Genomic DNA, 15,364 nt, shown 5'->3' on the forward strand with positions numbered 1-15,364 from the left:
GTAATGGCATCGCTTATTGAGGTACGCGATCTGCTGGCGTTGCAGGGGCGGATGGAGGCAAGCCAGCTCAGCCTCGCCCTGCATACACCGAGGGCGCTGATCGACGCCATGCTGGCGCGGCTGGAAGCAATGGGGCGCGCGGTGCGTGTTGAAGAGGAGGCGAGCGGTTGCCTGTCCGGCAGTTGCAAAGCGTGCCCGGAAGGCAAATCTGCCTGTTCGCGCGAGTGGTGGATGCTGCGCTAACCGATTCAATACCATAAAAAAACCCGCCTTTCGGCGGGTTTTGTCTCTCTTGCGTAAGCGGATTACAGTTTCGGCCCGGCGCTGACCAGCGCGGCACCCGCAGGCGTATCGGTATACTTCTCGAAGTTCTCGATAAAGAGTTTCGCCAGTTGCGTGGCTTTCTCCTGCCACTGCTCCGGCGACGCGTAGGTTCCGCGCGGATCGAGAATACGGCTCTCAACGCCCGGCAGCGAGGTCGGGATCGCCAGGTCAAACATCGGCAGGGTAAAGGTTTCGGCATCGTCCAGCGAACCATTAAGAATGGCGTCGATAATCGCGCGCGTATCCTTAATGGAGATACGTTTGCCGGTGCCGTTCCAGCCGGTATTCACCAGGTAGGCCTGCGCCCCGGAGGCCTGCATGCGTTTTACCAGCACTTCGGCATACTGCGTCGGGTGCAGCGACAGGAAGGCTGCGCCGAAGCAGGCGGAGAAGGTTGGCGTCGGCTCGGTAACGCCGCGCTCGGTGCCAGCCAGTTTAGCGGTAAAGCCGGAGAGGAAGTGATACTGCGTCTGGCTGGCAGTCAGGCGCGACACCGGTGGCAGAACACCGAACGCATCCGCCGTCAGGAAGATCACTTTGGTGGCGTGACCCGCTTTCGAGACCGGTTTAACAATATTCTGGATATGGTAAATCGGGTAGGAGACGCGGGTGTTCTCGGTTTTCGACGCATCATCGAAGTCGATGCTGCCATCGGCGCGCACGCTGACGTTTTCCAGCAGCGCATCGCGGCGAATAGCATGGAAAATATCAGGTTCTGCCTCTTCGGAGAGACGAATGGTTTTCGCGTAGCAGCCGCCTTCAAAGTTGAAGACGCCATCGTCGTCCCAGCCGTGCTCATCGTCGCCAATCAGGCGGCGTTTCGGATCGGTGGAGAGGGTAGTTTTGCCGGTGCCGGAGAGACCAAAGAAGACGGCAACATCGCCTTTCTCGCCGACGTTTGCCGAGCAGTGCATCGACGCAATCCCTTGCAGCGGCAGCAGGTAGTTCATGATCGAGAACATCCCTTTCTTCATCTCACCGCCGTACCACGTCCCGCCAATCAGTTGGATGCGTTCGGTCAGGTTGAAGGTAACAAAGTTCTCTGAGTTGAGGCCCTGCTCTTTCCACTGCGGGTTGGTGCACTTCGCGCCGTTCATCACGATAAAGTCCGGCGTGAACTCTGCCAGCTCTTCGTCGCTCGGGCGAATAAACATGTTTTTGACGAAATGCGCCTGCCAGGCAACTTCCGTAATAAAGCGTACCGCGAGGCGGGTGTCCGGGTTGGCGCCGCAGAAGGCATCGACAATAAAGAGACGCTTGCCGGAGAGCTGTTCGGTGACAAGGCCTTTCAGATGCTGCCACACTTCCGGCGAGAGCGGCTTGTTGTCGTTCTTGCCTTTGCCTTTATCAGACCACCAGACGGTGTCGCGCGTGGTGTCATCGCGAACAATGTACTTATCCTTCGGCGAGCGGCCGGTAAAGATGCCGGTATCGACGGCAACCGCGCCGGAGGTGGTCAATACGCCGCGCTCATACCCTTCCAGGTCCGGACGAAGTTCCTCTTGATACAGCGTTTCGTAATCGGGGTTGTAAACGACATCCTGAACATCGTTGATTCCATAAGCCTTGAGATCTTGCGGGGTTAAACTCTTAACACGCATGTCACTGCTCCTTAGCCAAAATGTACTGCCTGAAAGTGTAGGGGTGATTCTTTGCCGCAACCGGGACGAGGTTCATAGATTTACCTGGCTCAAAGCCCAGTCTGACGAAAACGCTGTGATTGAGGTCACTTAACGGCACGGATTATGCCAAAATTTATTACATTCATCGGGGAAATGTTCTTAAAACGGCGCGGGACGGCATTTTTAACCTTTGCTTTGTGACTGTAATCGCTTTCATGAAAGAGAATTACGTAACACTTACAGGCAGGATTTTAACGGAAACGTGATCGGCGAGACAAAAACGCCGCCCTGAAGGCGGCGATTAATAACTGCTATCAATGAACCTGGGGGTCAGCAGGGGAGGCGTTATTGCGGATTTCCGCAATATCCATCGCATTGAAGAGGTAGTGGTTGCCGCAATAATCGCAGTGCATATCGATTTCGCCCTCTTCGGCGAGGATGCTGTCCACTTCTTCATCCGGCAGGGTTTTCAGCGCGCCTGCGCAACGCTCGCGCGAGCAGGTGCACTTGAACTCAACATCCTGCGGATCGTAAAGGGTGACCTCTTCTTCATGATAGAGACGCCACAGCACTTCATTCGCCGGCAGGGTAAAGAGCTCTTCCGCTTTGACGGTTTCCGTCAGTACGGCCAGGTGCTCAAAGTCTTCCGCCTGGGTATCCTGCGCGGGCAGCACCTGCAGCAGCATACCGCCTGCCGCCGGCTGGCCTTCGACATCACCGGTGCGAATGAACAAGCGCGTCGGCAGCTGTTCAGAGCGCTGGAAGTAATCTTCCAGGCATTCGGCCAGCGTTTCACCTTCGAGGCCAACTACGCCCTGGTAGCGCTCGCCCTCTTCCGGCGTAATGGTAATCACCAGATAACCGTTACCCACCAGCGTTTTCAGGCTTGCATCGTCCGCGATCTCGCCCTGTACGCGCGCAACGCCGCGCATCTGCTGACGGTTGTTGCCGTTGATTACCGCAAGGCTCATCGGGCCATCGCCCTGCACCTGAACGGTAATGTCGCCAGCAAACTTCAGCGTTGCGGTCAGCAGGCTGGTGGCAACCAGTAACTCGCCGAGCAGGTTTTTCACCGGCAGCGGGTAGTTGTGGTTTTCCAGCACCTCTTTCCAGGTGTTGGAGACGGTTACCAGCTCGCCGCGCACGGCGTAGTTTTCAAAAAGGTAGCGGTGTAATTGGTCTTGATTGGCCATGTTTTTCTCTCTTGCGGGTGCGCGTTACTCGCTGCCACCGGATTTAAATTTCATCAGATCGCGGCGCTCCTTCTTATCCGGGCGGCGATCGGGGTGCGGCATGGTCAGCGCATTGAGCTTGCGGGCCTGCGCCATTTTTTCGCGTTTCTCAATGCTCTCGGCCGTCTCTTCATACAGTTCAACGGCTTCGCTTGCCGGACGGCGCTGATCGGTAATCCTTTTTACGATCACGGTTCGCTCATCATTGCCCTGACGCAGCGTCAGGGTGGCGTTCAGCTCGACGATTTTACTCGGCTTGCTGCGTTGCCCGTTGTAGTGCACCTTGCCGCCGTCGATCATCTCGCGGGCAAAGGCGCGGGTTTTATAAAAACGCGCTGCCCAGAGCCATTTATCCAGGCGGACCTCTTGCGCAGGCTGCTGTTTCATTACATCTCCTTTAGAAGCGAGGGGAGTAAGCGGCGGTAGTCGTTCATGGCCGGATGGCGCAAATAGCGCTTATCCGCCAACCCGGAGTCTGGATTGGCGACGCCGAGACAGTAGCGAATACCAAATGTCGCGGCGGCATCAAGAATCGGCTCGCTGTCATCAATGAACAGCGTTCGCGCGGGATCAAGGCCGGTATGAGTGGCGACAGCCTGCCACAAGCGCTGATCCTCTTTCGGATAACCAAATGTATGGGTGGAAAGTAATAAATCAAGGTGCGCCGCCAGACCCGTGTGTTCAAGCTTAACCGCCAGGTTGTGCGGGTGCGCGTTGGTCAGCAAAATGCGGCGCTTGCCGCTTTTTTTCAACGCATCAAGAAACGGAACCGTATCTTCACGCAGTACGGCGCGCGCCCCTTGCTGGGTAGTCATGGCGCAAATATCCAGCCCAAGCCGTTCGCTCCAGTAGTCCAGACAGTACCAGTTTAGCGTATGCTGCACGTCGTGATAGGCCTGGCTGATGGCGCTTTGCGCCTCTTGCGGCGTTAAACCCGCTTTCTCACCGTAGGTTTGCGGCACCAGCTGTTGCCAGAAATAGTTATCGAAGGCGAGATCGAGCAGCGTGCCGTCCATGTCCAGCAGAACGGTATCAACGTCCTGCCAGGCAATATCAATGTGCATGAGAAGGGCTCCAGCCAGAGAAAAATCTGCGCGAAAGGTTAACACAGCTCGCGCAGCAGATCGTTATCAGCCGAGGCTATCTTCGCTGGGGATGAGGCGGGGGTTCAGGCAGCTTTCGTAGTACTGCTGAATCTCTTCGATACGGGTGCGGTTACGCTGGTAGCGGCGCAGTGCCAGCACGCCATTGTAGATGCTGGATAAGAGCATTGCAGCCAGCAGCAGGGTGGTGGCGGCATAGCGCCATAAACCGGCGGCATCCGGCATGCGGTGCAGGCTGATATGTTTGGTGCCGTTGGCATCGGTCACAAGGCTTGTGATGATCCCCTCAGCGTGGAACGGCGTCTGCATCAGCATCTGCGCCAGGCGCTGGAACTCGGCCCATTGCTCCTGTGCCGGGTAATCATAGAGCGCCATCGGCGGCCACGGCTGATCGACCAGTTCATTACCCTCTTCGCTGACAATCAAAAAGCCGCCCGGTGCGGGGCTGTTCAGCGCCTGCGCCGCGCGCGTGGTTTCACGCATAATAAACGGCGCGGTCGAGGTGGTGACCAGGTTGTCGAGGGACTCTGCGCTCACCGGGCGCAGCAGAACGTTCACCCCGGTAAGCTTACCTTCGCTGGCGCGTTTGGTCAGCGTCTCCCAATCCTTGCTGTTGCCGAGGTTTACCAGCGCATTCTTCAGGCGCAGACACTCATCTTCAGCCGAGCAAAGTTCCTGTGTTTTCAGCACGATATCAGCGAAATCATCCAGCAGAACCATGCCGGATTTTTGAATGGCGGAGCGTAACACCGGGCTGACGCGGGAATCCTCCTCCGTGGTCGGATGCAGCTGCTGGCTGACTGCCTGCGCCAGCGCGGTGGCTTTGGTCACAATATCCGATTCCGGCAGCGGCAGGGGAGGGGCGTTATTCCAGATAATCTGCGAGCAGTCGAACGGCGTGAACGGCGACGTCTGGCGCGAGGCCCAGTTGCCCTGCGTGTGAATATTACACATCCCGGTACCGCTGATGCGCAGCGTATCGCCAATGCGCAAACCGGCGGCTTCAAGCTGATTGACGCTGCTGGCTTCAACGGTTTGCGCGCCTTTAATCCACGAAACGGTGAATTTGATCGGCATATCCAGCGGCACCCAGATGAGCAGCATCGCCAGCACCACCAGCGAGCCGAGCGCGATCACCGCGCTGCGCACCCAGTGCTGAAGCGGGAAATTTTTCACTTCATCATGCAGTGACAAAAAGCGCCCTTGGCGCACGACGTGACGATCAAGATAGATATCGATATCGGTTTGCTGGCCCAAATCGCGGGTGATAAAGGGCTGCCAGTGTTTTGGATAAATCAGATCGATAATACCGAGCGAGATGTTGTTCATCTGCTCCTGATTATTTTCACCGAACAGCCCCCAGCGCTTTGGCGTCCCGCGCAGGCAGTGGATTTCGCGCAGCGTGTTCTTTGCTGGCGGCGCATAAAGCCCCCACAGCCCGGCCGCCAGCAGCAGCACGCCGCCGCCCGCCATCCACGGCACAAAGACTTCCGGCGACGCGAGGCAGAAGAAGAACATCAGGAATGAAGCACAAATCAGCAGCGCTTCGCGCATGCCGTCCGGGCGGTTCAGCGTATGTTCATAGGGGCTTTCGCGGCGAATATTGAGCAGTTCAATCTGTTCACTCTCTTCACCGCGGATCGCCGAATGGGTTGAGCTAATATGCTGCAGTTCGCTGCCGCGCTCTTCATACATATATTCGCTAAGCGTGTGCCCATTGAGAGCAATCACCAGCGGCATGGAGTCGGTGCGAATCAGCTCAACATTATTCTCATCATTAATGTATTGCTCCCACGATGGCGGGAGATGGACCTCAACGGAGTCCAGGTAGTAGCGCCATTTATTCGGCGCGTCGGTAGTGATGCCGTAGCGCGTGATGGGATGGGCGACAAACAGCACCGTATTACTATGTGCGGTAAGTTTAATCGGGACAGGAGCGGCAGTAGCACCGGTCGGGCCAGGGGTATTTTGGGTACGGGAAAGCGATTCCAGGTAGCGTTCGACGGCGTCGCGCTCTTCTGGAGTCAATTTGCGAGCCGTCGCGCCGGAGAATGCCGGTAAATAAGGCAGTCGGTATCGACGTTGCGACCTGTACCTGTAAATCCATCCGGCGAGGAATGCGCAGGCCAGCATAGCAGCTAAAAAAATCAAAATGGTGCTCATGCTTTCCCCATCTTACTTTTTCAAACAGGTGTAGTCAGTTGCACCCTTCCCGTAAATATCTAATGTGGTTGGCCGCGATAAGCAAGAAATTAACTTGAGTATTTTTAAGCGCATACCATCGTTGGGAAGAATAGCAAAAGCACCCTGGCGGGAATATCAGCAAATTCTTAGTTTTATTTCAAGCTATTGACTTTTTAGTGAAAATGCGAATTGATTTCAGATAGGTTGCAAGAATGTAAATAAGCGGCAAAGGAGATTGCCCAGGGCGTGCGTAGTGTCGCACAATAACGAAAGTTTCTCTGCAAAGACCGATAATAATGAGCAAATCATTGCAAAAACCCACCATTCTCAACGTCGAAACCGTGGCTTCGTCACGACTTTTTAACGTCGAAAGCGTGGATCTGGAATTTAGCAACGGTGTGCGTCGGGTCTATGAACGCATGCGTCCCTCTAATCGTGAAGCGGTAATGATTGTGCCGATCATCGACGATCACCTGATTCTGATCCGTGAATATGCGGTCGGCACCGAATCCTACGAACTGGGCTTCTCCAAAGGTCTGATCGACGAGGGTGAAAATATATATGAAGCGGCCAACCGCGAGCTAAAGGAAGAGGTTGGATTTGGCGCGAACGAGCTCACTTTTCTGAAGAAACTGAGCATGGCGCCCTCCTACTTCTCCAGCAAAATGAATATCCTGGTGGCGGAAAATCTCTATCCTGAATCCCTGCCGGGCGATGAGCCTGAGCCGCTGCCGCAGGTGCGCTGGCCGTTAAAGCATTTAATGGACCTGCTTGAAGATCCCGATTTTCACGAAGCCCGCAATGTCAGCGCGCTCTTCTTAGTGCGTGAGTGGCTCAAAGGGCAGGGGCGGCTTTAACCGCAGCAATCAATAAAAGAAAAGGGCGCGAAAGCGCCCTTTTTTATATCTCTGTCCAGCGGCTGCGTTAAAACAGCTCGTGCGTCTCGCCATTATCGATAAGCGTGGTGCCCGCTTCATGAACCGCCTGCTGAGTCGGCTGCGTTCCTTCGATAAAGTACTCCTGACGGCTGCTACCGCCATTGGCTAACTGCCCGGTGCTGCGGTCAATATTGACCGTCACCACGCCCGGCGGCGGCGTAAGCGGATCTTCCGGAACGCCTTCCAGCACCGCTTTCATATAAGCATCCCACGCCGGCTGCGCACTCTTCGCGCCACCTTCATAGCCGGAGATCTGATCCTTAATCGCGCCGGAAGCACTGGTGCGGCCGAGGTTGCGGCGGTGATCGTCAAAACCAATCCATACCGATGTCACCACGCCCGGACCGTAACCTGAGAACCAGGCATCTTTCGAGCTGTTGGTGGTGCCGGTTTTGCCGCCGATATCATTGCGCTTGAGATCGCGACCCGCGCGCCAGCCGGTACCTTGCCAGCCCGGTTCACCGAAGACGTTACTGTTCAGCGCGCTCTTGATCAGGAAGGAGAGCGGCGTACTGATGACGTGCGGCGCATACTCTTCCGCGCCGGTGCGTTCAACCAGCGCCTGGTTTGCCTGCTCCAGCTGCGGCATCGGGACGGCAGGGTTTTGCTGCTCCTGCGAGGTCGCGACGTTTTCCATATCCTTGTTTTCCAGCACGTTCGACTTCGGCGTTTCGCCGTAAATCACCGGAATATCGCAACTCGCACAGGCGACTTTCGGACGCGCTTCAAACAGCTTATCACCCTGAACATTCTCGATTTTGCTGATGAAGTAGGGGTCAACCAGGAAGCCGCCGTTGGCCATCACCGCATAACCGCGAGCCACCTGCAGCGGAGTAAAGGAGGCAGAGCCGAGTGCTAAGGATTCGGTATGTACAATGTTCTGCGCCGGGAAACCGAAACGCTGCAGATACTCCGCCGCGTAATCAACGCCCATCGCCCGCATCGCGCGTACCATCACCACGTTTTTCGACTGCCCCAGACCCTGGCGCAGACGGATCGGCCCGGCATACTCGTCCGGCGAGTTCTTCGGTCGCCAGTCGGAGCCCGCGCCCGCATCCCAGCGCGAAATCGGCGCATCGTTAAGGATGCTCGCCAGCGTCAGGCCTTTATCCATCGCAGCGGTATAAAGGAACGGTTTGATGTTCGAACCCACCTGGCGCAGCGCCTGTGTGGCACGGTTGAACTTGCTCTGGTTGAAATCGAAACCGCCCACCAGCGCCATCACTGCGCCGTTATGCGGGTTGATTGACACCAGCGCCGAGTTAACGTCCGGCACCTGTCCCAGCCACCAGTTATCGCCAACCTGGCGAACCCAAATCTGCTGACCCACCTGAACGGCATCGGTTACTTTGCGCGGCGTCGGGCCCTGTTGCGTATCCGAGCGGTAAGGGCGCGCCCAGCGCACACCTTCCATCTTCAGCGAGACCGTTGAACCGTCCGCCAGCATTGCGGTCGCTTCCTGCGGGTTTGCACTGGTGACAACGGCAGGCGAGAGCGGTCCGTAAGTTGGCAGCGCTTTCAGAGAGTCCGTGATCTTTTTACTCTCCCACGCCGCTTCGCCCACTTTCCACAGCACATTCGACGGCCCGCGATAGCCGTGACGCATGTCGTAATCCATCACGTTATTACGTACCGCATCCTGCGCGGCCTGCTGCACTTTACGTGTGACGGTGGTGTAAACGCGGTAACCATCTTCGTAGGCTTTATCACCGTAGCGGCTCACCATCTCCTGGCGCACCATCTCGGAAAGATAGGGGGCGGAGAAGGCGATTTCCGGCGCATGGTAATTGGCATCGATAGCTTCGCTACGGGCTTCATCAGCCTGCTGCTCGCTGATATACCCTTCGCTCTGCATACGCGCCAGCACTACGTTACGTCGCGCGGTAGCACGTTCGAGAGAGTAGAGCGGGTTAAAGGTAGAGGGTGCTTTCGGCAGCCCGGCAATCACCGCGATTTCGCTTAAGGTGAGCTGGTCGACGCTTTTACCAAAGTAGACCTGCGCCGCCGCACCCACGCCGTAAGCGCGATAGCCGAGATAAATTTTATTGAGGTAGAGCTCGAGAATTTCGTCTTTGCTCAGCAACTGCTCAATGCGGATCGCCAGGAACACCTCTTTGATTTTACGCATCATCGTGCGTTCCGGGCTTAAGAAGAAGTTACGCGCCAGCTGCTGCGTAATGGTACTTGCGCCCTGAGAGGCGTGGCCGGAGAAGAGCGCCACGCTGGCCGCACGGAAGATCCCGACCGGGTCGACGCCGTGATGCTCATAAAAGCGGCTGTCTTCCGTGGCGATAAAGGCTTTCACCATTACCGTCGGAATGTGATCCAGCGTCAACGGGATACGGCGCTTTTCACCGTACTGCGCGATCAGCTCGCCGTCGGCGCTATAGACCTGCATTGGAATCTGCAGCCGGACATCCTTCAGCGTGGCGACGTCAGGTAACTGCGGCTCAATATATTTGTACAGACCGTAAATCGAGCCTGCTCCCAACAGAATGCAAAAGACTGCAAGGATGAATAAATACTTTACGAACTTCACTGGAGATTTCCCATTTAGAGTCACTTGGGCAGTTTATAAACAACCGCGCGGTAGTATAAAGGCAAGCCTTGAGCATTGATATAGCGTCCGCCAGCGAGACGATAAGGAGATCGTAATTTATGACATTCAGGCATTGGCAAATTGGTGTGCATATTCAACAGGATGGCGTCTTTATCGTGGCGCTTTCCGCCGGGCGTTACGGGCGGGCGCTGCGCCGCTGGTGGCACCTTCCGCTACCCAGTGGCGCGGTGGTTCAGGGGCGCATTAAGGCACCGGAGCAACTGCTTGATGCTCTGCGCCCCTGGCGTCATGCTTTGCCGCAGCGCCACTGCGCGCGTATCGCTTTTCCTGCCGGGCAAACCCTACAGCGAAGATTGCCGCACCCGGTGGTGACGCTACGTGAACCTGCGCTAACCAGCTGGGTTTCACAGGCGATGGCGCGCGAGCTGGAGATGGCGCAAAGCGATCTCTGTTTCGACTTTACCGAGGATGAGCCTGCCAGAAGCTATGGCGTGACCGCCGCGCAGAACCGAGATATCGCCGCGCTGCTGGAGATCGCGCAGCAGCTTTCACTCCACCTCTCCTCTATCACGCCCGATGCCTGCGCTCTTCAGCCGCTGCTGCCCTCATTAGCGGCACCGGCGCGCTGTCTCGCCTGGTGCGATGAGCGCCAGTGGTTGTGGGCGACAAAAGAGAGCTGGGGGCGGCGAGCGCGCGAAGAGGCGCAAGATGTCACGCAGCTTGGCGCACTGCTCGCGCTTCCCCCGGATGAAATTATCCAGTGTGGCGAAGGCGCGGGTGAGTTTGATTGCTGGGACGCGGTGCCGTCGCGCCAGCCGCCGCTACCGGATGCAAGTCAGCGCTATGCCGTTGCGCTAGGGCTGGCGATCGCCAGGGGGTACTAATGCGCCCTGTGGTCAATTTTATGCCGTGGCGGCAGTTGCAGCGGCGGCGCTGTTTGCGCTTCTGGATGGCGATAGCGGCGTTAAGCGTGGTGAGCCTGTCGCTGGGCGGCACGCTGTGGCATGCGCAGCGCGCTCAGGCCGGGCGTAGCTGTACACTCTGGCTGGCGGCGGATCGGGCACTGCTGGCGGCGCTGCATGCACAAGAAGAGCCGCTCCGTCTGCGGCAACAGCGGTGGCAGCAGGCGCAGGAGAAAGCGCGTCGGCGGCAGATAACAACCGCCTGGCGGCAAACGCTGCTCACCCTTGCGGCCGCGCTACCGGAAAACGCCTGGCTGACAGAGCTGCGCTGGCGACAGAACCAGCTTGAAATTCACGGGCTGTCGCGCGCCTTAAGCGCGCTGCGCGAGTTCGAACCGCAATTGCAAAAGATGGTGGGGTTCCATCTTTTGCCGATGGGAAGTGCCTCGCGCGATGGGCAGGGGCTGTGGCAATTTACCTATCAGCTGAGCCGGGAGCAGGTCGATGGCGCTAAACCCTGATGTGTGGCTCGCACTTTCACCCCGTATGCGGGCGATCTGCTGGCTGGTCGCAACGCTTATCGGCGTGCTGCTTATCGGATGGTTCGCTATTCGCCCGCTGAATCAGGCGCAACGCCTTACGCTCCGCCAGCAGAGCGTGCTCCAGCCGCAATTACAGGCCGAGTGGCGAAAGCTTCGCGCGTTGGCACCGCCTGAAGAGCAAAACGGTCTCACAGAGGTACGCCGTTTTAGCCCGCTCGACTTTCACGGCCAGTCGCGGCAACTGTTGCGCTGGCAGCCGATGCAGGGCGGCGGTGAACTGGTGCTGGAAAGCCGCTGGCCGCAGGCCGTGGAGACCTTTTCACTGCTGGCGGATCGCGGTATGCAGATCCCGGCATTTTCCCTCTCCGCCTGCGAAAACGGGCTGCGTTTTACGCTGCAACTGGAGCATGACGATGATGGTTAAACGCCTGCTTTTTACCTTTGGGATCGTCACTGTGCTGTGCGGTATGCGCGATCCTTTTCTGCCCCCACCGGATCGCTGCCAGCTTGCGCAGCTCCGCGCCTGGCAGCTGCATGGTGTTCTTGAAAGCGGGCAGCGGCTGGCCATCATCCGCGATGCGGCGGGGCGCTGGCACCGGGTACGCGTGGGCGACACGCTTTCACCCGGCTGGCGTGTTACCGCCATCGAAACAGATGAGACAGAGATAGCAACAGGGAAGGCGTGCGCCCCCTCAACATGGCGCTGGAAACGAAAAGGAACTCAGGATGAGAAAATGGATAGCGAGCGTCGTGCTTTTTAGTCTGCCGCTGGCCTTTGTCAGAGCTACGCCTCTGGTAACGATTAGCGTTGACGAGGTGCCGGTCGCACAGGTGCTGCAGGCGCTGGCGACGCTGGAAAAACAGAATATTGTTATCCCGCCCGAGGTAAGCGGTGTCGTCTCTCTTAGCCTGACGGAAGTACCCTGGTTACAGGCGATGCAGACCGTCGCGGCCAGCGCAGGGTTAACTCTGAACCAACAGGGCGCTATCTGGCAGGTGCATACCGCATCATGGCAGCAGCAGAAGCAGGCGGAGCGGGAGGCGGAGCAGGCACGGCGTAAAAAGAGTGCACCAACGCTGACGCGCGGCATTGTGTTACGCCACGCGAACGCCGCCGAACTGGCAAAAGCCGCAGAGAAGCTCATCAGTGCCCAGGGAAGTATCACCGTTGATGTACGCCTTAACCGCTTACTGGTACGTGATAATAAAGAGAGCCTTGCCGCGCTGGAAAAGTGGGCCGCGCAGATGGATCTGCCTGTTGAGCAGGTTGAACTGGCGGCCTGGATCGTCACTATTAATGAAAAAAGCCTGCGCGAGCTTGGCGTGAAGTGGGGGCTCGGGCAGGAGCCTGCCGCCACGCGCGGGCAGGTGAGCACTCTGGCGGCAGATCACAGCGTTGCCAGCGCCACAACTCGAATCGGCTTTAATATCGGCAGCATCAATGCGCGTCTTCTCGAGCTTGAGCTTTCCGCGCTGGAACAAAAGCAGCAACTGGAGATTATCGCCAGCCCGCGCCTGCTGGCCTCACATTTGCAGCCCGCAAGCATCAAGCAGGGGAGTGAAATTCCTTACCAGGTGGCGAACGGGGAGAGCGGCAATACGGCGGTTGAGTTTAAAGAGGCGGTGCTGGGCATGGAAGTGACCCCAACTGTGCTGCCCGATGGGCGGGTACGCCTGAAGTTGCGCATCAGCCAGAATATGCCCGGTCAGGTACTGCAACAGGCCGGAGGCGAAGCGCTGGCGATTGATAAGCAGGAGATTGAAACCGTGGTAGAGGTGAAAAGCGGCGAAACGCTGGCATTGGGTGGCATCTTCTCGCAAAAGAAGCGTAACGGCAGAGCCCAGGTTCCGGGTCTTGGCGCTATTCCCGGCTTCGGTCGTCTGTTTCGTCAGGAGGCAAAAGAGGGAGATCGCCGCGAACTGGTGGTCTTTATTACCCCTAGGCTGGCAGCGGTACATTAAATCTGCCGTAACGCCCCTTTTTCACCGTAACTTGGCCCAGGTGTTTGACGTGGGAGATGATTTAGCTTACAAGGAGTACCGATTTGAGTGTCAGCGGTCTCCGTATAATAAAGGGCGGTAAGAGGGATAACGTGTTTATTCAGTTGCCAAACAAGCCGGAGTACTGAGATAATTTTCGATCTGACTCTCGCACTATCGCATATGAGGTTTCAGTTCATGTCCTGCTACGCCGTACGTTTGCGAAGCGGGTTTATCATCAACGAATAGTCTTAGTAGTACCGAAAAAATGGCAGAGAAACGCAATATCTTTCTGGTTGGGCCTATGGGTGCCGGCAAAAGCACTATTGGGCGTCAGTTAGCTCAACAACTCAATATGGAATTTTACGATTCTGATCAAGAGATTGAGAAACGAACCGGAGCTGATGTGGGCTGGGTCTTCGATGTTGAAGGTGAAGAAGGTTTCCGCGATCGCGAGGAAAAGATCATCAATGAGCTGACGGAGAAGCAGGGCATCGTTCTGGCGACCGGCGGCGGCTCTGTGAAATCCCGCGAAACCCGTAATCGTCTCTCCGCCCGCGGTGTAGTGGTGTATCTGGAAACCACTATCGAGAAGCAACTGGCACGTACTCAACGTGATAAAAAACGTCCCCTGCTGCAGGTGGACGCGCCGCCGCGTGAAGTGTTGGAAGCGCTGGCCGACGAACGCAATCCGCTCTACGAAGAGATTGCCGACGTGACCATTCGTACTGACGATCAGAGCGCGAAAGTGGTGGCGAACCAGATTATTCATATGCTGGAAAGCAACTAAATCAGGCTTAATAGACGGCCTGTAGGTTTAAGCAACTAAGGTGGATGTCGCGTCATGGAGAGGATCACCGTTACTCTCGGGGAACGTAGTTACCCTATCACCATCGCGGCTGGTTTGTTTAACGACCCAGCTTCCTTCGCGCCCCTGAAGTCTGGTGATCAGGTTATGCTGGTCACCAACGAAACCCTGGCACCGCTCTACCTTGATAAGGTACGTAGCGTGCTGGAACAGGCCGGCGTTAATGTCGATAGCGTGATCCTGCCTGACGGCGAGCAGTACAAAAGCCTGGCGGTGATGGACACGGTGTTCACCGCACTGTTGCAAAAACCTCATGGGCGCGATACCACACTGGTCGCGCTCGGCGGCGGCGTAATCGGCGATTTGACCGGTTTTGCTGCGGCCAGCTATCAGCGCGGCGTGCGCTTTATCCAGGTGCCGACCACGCTCCTTTCTCAGGTTGACTCCTCCGTTGGCGGTAAAACGGCGGTAAACCACCCCCTTGGCAAAAACATGATTGGCGCGTTCTATCAGCCCGCGTCCGTTGTGGTCGATCTCGACTGCCTGGCAACCCTACCTGCCCGTGAACTCTCCTCCGGTCTTGCGGAAGTGATCAAATACGGCATTATTCTCGACGGCGCGTTCTTTAGCTGGCTGGAAGAGAATATGGATGCTCTGCTGCGCCTTGATGGCGCGGCGCTGGCTTACTGTATCCGTCGCTGCTGCGAACTGAAAGCGGAGGTCGTTGCCGCCGATGAGCGCGAAAACGGCTTACGTGCTTTACTCAATCTTGGACATACTTTCGGCCATGCGATTGAGGCGGAGATGGGCTACGGTAACTGGCTGCACGGCGAAGCCGTCGCTGCCGGGATGGTGATGGCGGCACACGCGTCAGAACGCCTCGGGCAGTTTAGCGCAGCAGATACGCAGCGCATCAAAGCGTTGTTAAAACGCGCCGGTTTACCCGTTAAGGGTCCGCGTGAAATGGCGGCGCAGGCTTACCTGCCGCACATGATGCGCGATAAAAAAGTGTTAGCGGGAGAGCTACGTTTAGTGCTTCCGCTGGCCATAGGGAAGAGTGAAGTTCGCGGCGGAGTGTCGCACGACGTAGTACTTAGCGCTATTGCTGATTGCCAGCAGGCGTAACGATAAGAAAGGTCTGTTCACGCGCTGCGTGGCGTTTAACTTCG

General features: G+C 57.1%; 15 protein-coding genes. 9 read left to right on the forward strand and 6 right to left on the reverse strand.

All coding sequences use genetic code 11. The features are described 5' to 3' along the window. Positions 1-3 precede the first annotated feature (3 nt). Positions 4-243: a [Fe-S]-dependent transcriptional repressor FeoC gene (gene feoC / locus ACWPW2_RS16190; protein ID WP_454124147.1), complete on the forward strand. Its 240-nt coding sequence runs from the start codon at positions 4-6 to the stop codon at positions 241-243. A gap of 62 nt (positions 244-305) precedes the next feature. Here the strand turns inward: feoC and pckA are convergent, their stop codons facing one another. From pckA to ACWPW2_RS16215, 5 genes are all read right to left on the reverse strand, one after another. After that, positions 306-1,925, reverse strand: coding sequence for a phosphoenolpyruvate carboxykinase (ATP) (gene pckA, locus ACWPW2_RS16195; protein ID WP_454124149.1), 1,620 nt, complete (start codon positions 1,923-1,925; stop codon positions 306-308). Positions 1,926-2,260: 335 nt separating this feature from the next. After that, the gene (hslO, locus tag ACWPW2_RS16200; protein ID WP_054802627.1) at positions 2,261-3,139 is read right to left on the reverse strand and encodes an Hsp33 family molecular chaperone HslO; all 879 of its coding nucleotides are present in this window, start codon (positions 3,137-3,139) and stop codon (positions 2,261-2,263) included. Between the two features lie 24 nt (positions 3,140-3,163). Beyond that, positions 3,164-3,565: a ribosome-associated heat shock protein Hsp15 gene (hslR, locus tag ACWPW2_RS16205; RefSeq protein ID WP_023481974.1), complete on the reverse strand. Its 402-nt coding sequence runs from the start codon at positions 3,563-3,565 to the stop codon at positions 3,164-3,166. Further along, positions 3,565-4,242, reverse strand: a complete 678-nt coding sequence (gene yrfG, locus ACWPW2_RS16210; protein WP_454124152.1) for a GMP/IMP nucleotidase — start codon at positions 4,240-4,242, stop codon at positions 3,565-3,567. The genes hslR and yrfG overlap by 1 nt, the downstream gene beginning before the upstream one ends. A gap of 66 nt (positions 4,243-4,308) precedes the next feature. Next, positions 4,309-6,444: an intracellular growth attenuator family protein gene (locus ACWPW2_RS16215; RefSeq protein WP_454124153.1), complete on the reverse strand. Its 2,136-nt coding sequence runs from the start codon at positions 6,442-6,444 to the stop codon at positions 4,309-4,311. 317 nt (positions 6,445-6,761) lie between these two features. Between ACWPW2_RS16215 and nudE the strand changes: the two genes are divergently transcribed. Continuing rightward, positions 6,762-7,322, forward strand: a complete 561-nt coding sequence (gene nudE, locus ACWPW2_RS16220; protein WP_124967119.1) for an ADP compounds hydrolase NudE — start codon at positions 6,762-6,764, stop codon at positions 7,320-7,322. Between the two features lie 67 nt (positions 7,323-7,389). Here nudE and mrcA read toward each other — a convergent pair whose 3' ends face one another. Next, positions 7,390-9,942, reverse strand: coding sequence for a peptidoglycan glycosyltransferase/peptidoglycan DD-transpeptidase MrcA (gene mrcA, locus ACWPW2_RS16225; protein WP_454124155.1), 2,553 nt, complete (start codon positions 9,940-9,942; stop codon positions 7,390-7,392). 119 nt (positions 9,943-10,061) lie between these two features. Here mrcA and ACWPW2_RS16230 point away from each other — a divergent pair, with 119 nt between their 5' ends. The 7 genes from ACWPW2_RS16230 to aroB all read left to right on the forward strand — a co-directional run bounded on the left by ACWPW2_RS16230 (position 10,062) and on the right by aroB (position 15,320). Then, complete coding sequence (locus ACWPW2_RS16230; RefSeq protein WP_454124157.1) at positions 10,062-10,847, forward strand: DNA utilization protein HofM; 786 nt, start codon at positions 10,062-10,064, stop codon at positions 10,845-10,847. After that, positions 10,847-11,386, forward strand: coding sequence for a PilN domain-containing protein (locus tag ACWPW2_RS16235; RefSeq protein WP_454124159.1), 540 nt, complete (start codon positions 10,847-10,849; stop codon positions 11,384-11,386). The genes ACWPW2_RS16230 and ACWPW2_RS16235 overlap by 1 nt, the downstream gene beginning before the upstream one ends. After that, positions 11,370-11,831 (forward strand): HofO family protein, encoded by a 462-nt coding sequence (locus ACWPW2_RS16240; RefSeq protein ID WP_454124161.1) that lies wholly within the window; start codon positions 11,370-11,372, stop codon positions 11,829-11,831. Before ACWPW2_RS16235 ends, ACWPW2_RS16240 begins: the two co-directional genes overlap by 17 nt. After that, positions 11,821-12,168 (forward strand): HofP DNA utilization family protein, encoded by a 348-nt coding sequence (locus ACWPW2_RS16245; RefSeq protein ID WP_454124163.1) that lies wholly within the window; start codon positions 11,821-11,823, stop codon positions 12,166-12,168. The genes ACWPW2_RS16240 and ACWPW2_RS16245 overlap by 11 nt, the downstream gene beginning before the upstream one ends. Beyond that, positions 12,134-13,369, forward strand: coding sequence for a DNA uptake porin HofQ (gene hofQ / locus ACWPW2_RS16250; RefSeq protein ID WP_454124165.1), 1,236 nt, complete (start codon positions 12,134-12,136; stop codon positions 13,367-13,369). The genes ACWPW2_RS16245 and hofQ overlap by 35 nt, the downstream gene beginning before the upstream one ends. A 286-nt stretch (positions 13,370-13,655) precedes the next feature. Next, on the forward strand, positions 13,656-14,177 hold the full coding sequence (gene aroK / locus ACWPW2_RS16255; protein ID WP_002920267.1) for a shikimate kinase AroK: 522 nt from the start codon (positions 13,656-13,658) through the stop codon (positions 14,175-14,177). 54 nt (positions 14,178-14,231) lie between these two features. Then, a complete protein-coding gene (aroB, locus tag ACWPW2_RS16260; protein WP_454124167.1) occupies positions 14,232-15,320 on the forward strand; it encodes a 3-dehydroquinate synthase in 1,089 nt (362 codons plus the stop codon). Positions 15,321-15,364 lie beyond the last annotated feature (44 nt).

Source organism: Kosakonia sp. Marseille-Q7440 (assembly GCF_965119485.1).

Coding starts and splice junctions, on each gene's coding strand:
- feoC (WP_454124147.1), top strand. CDS start 4: ATGGCATCGCTTATTGAGGTACGCGATCTGCTGGCGTTGCAGGGGCGG.
- pckA (WP_454124149.1), bottom strand. CDS start 1,925: ATGCGTGTTAAGAGTTTAACCCCGCAAGATCTCAAGGCTTATGGAATC.
- hslO (WP_054802627.1), bottom strand. CDS start 3,139: ATGGCCAATCAAGACCAATTACACCGCTACCTTTTTGAAAACTACGCC.
- hslR (WP_023481974.1), bottom strand. CDS start 3,565: ATGAAACAGCAGCCTGCGCAAGAGGTCCGCCTGGATAAATGGCTCTGG.
- yrfG (WP_454124152.1), bottom strand. CDS start 4,242: ATGCACATTGATATTGCCTGGCAGGACGTTGATACCGTTCTGCTGGAC.
- ACWPW2_RS16215 (WP_454124153.1), bottom strand. CDS start 6,444: ATGAGCACCATTTTGATTTTTTTAGCTGCTATGCTGGCCTGCGCATTC.
- nudE (WP_124967119.1), top strand. CDS start 6,762: ATGAGCAAATCATTGCAAAAACCCACCATTCTCAACGTCGAAACCGTG.
- ACWPW2_RS16230 (WP_454124157.1), top strand. CDS start 10,062: ATGACATTCAGGCATTGGCAAATTGGTGTGCATATTCAACAGGATGGC.
- ACWPW2_RS16235 (WP_454124159.1), top strand. CDS start 10,847: ATGCGCCCTGTGGTCAATTTTATGCCGTGGCGGCAGTTGCAGCGGCGG.
- ACWPW2_RS16240 (WP_454124161.1), top strand. CDS start 11,370: ATGGCGCTAAACCCTGATGTGTGGCTCGCACTTTCACCCCGTATGCGG.
- ACWPW2_RS16245 (WP_454124163.1), top strand. CDS start 11,821: ATGATGGTTAAACGCCTGCTTTTTACCTTTGGGATCGTCACTGTGCTG.
- hofQ (WP_454124165.1), top strand. CDS start 12,134: ATGAGAAAATGGATAGCGAGCGTCGTGCTTTTTAGTCTGCCGCTGGCC.
- aroK (WP_002920267.1), top strand. CDS start 13,656: ATGGCAGAGAAACGCAATATCTTTCTGGTTGGGCCTATGGGTGCCGGC.
- aroB (WP_454124167.1), top strand. CDS start 14,232: ATGGAGAGGATCACCGTTACTCTCGGGGAACGTAGTTACCCTATCACC.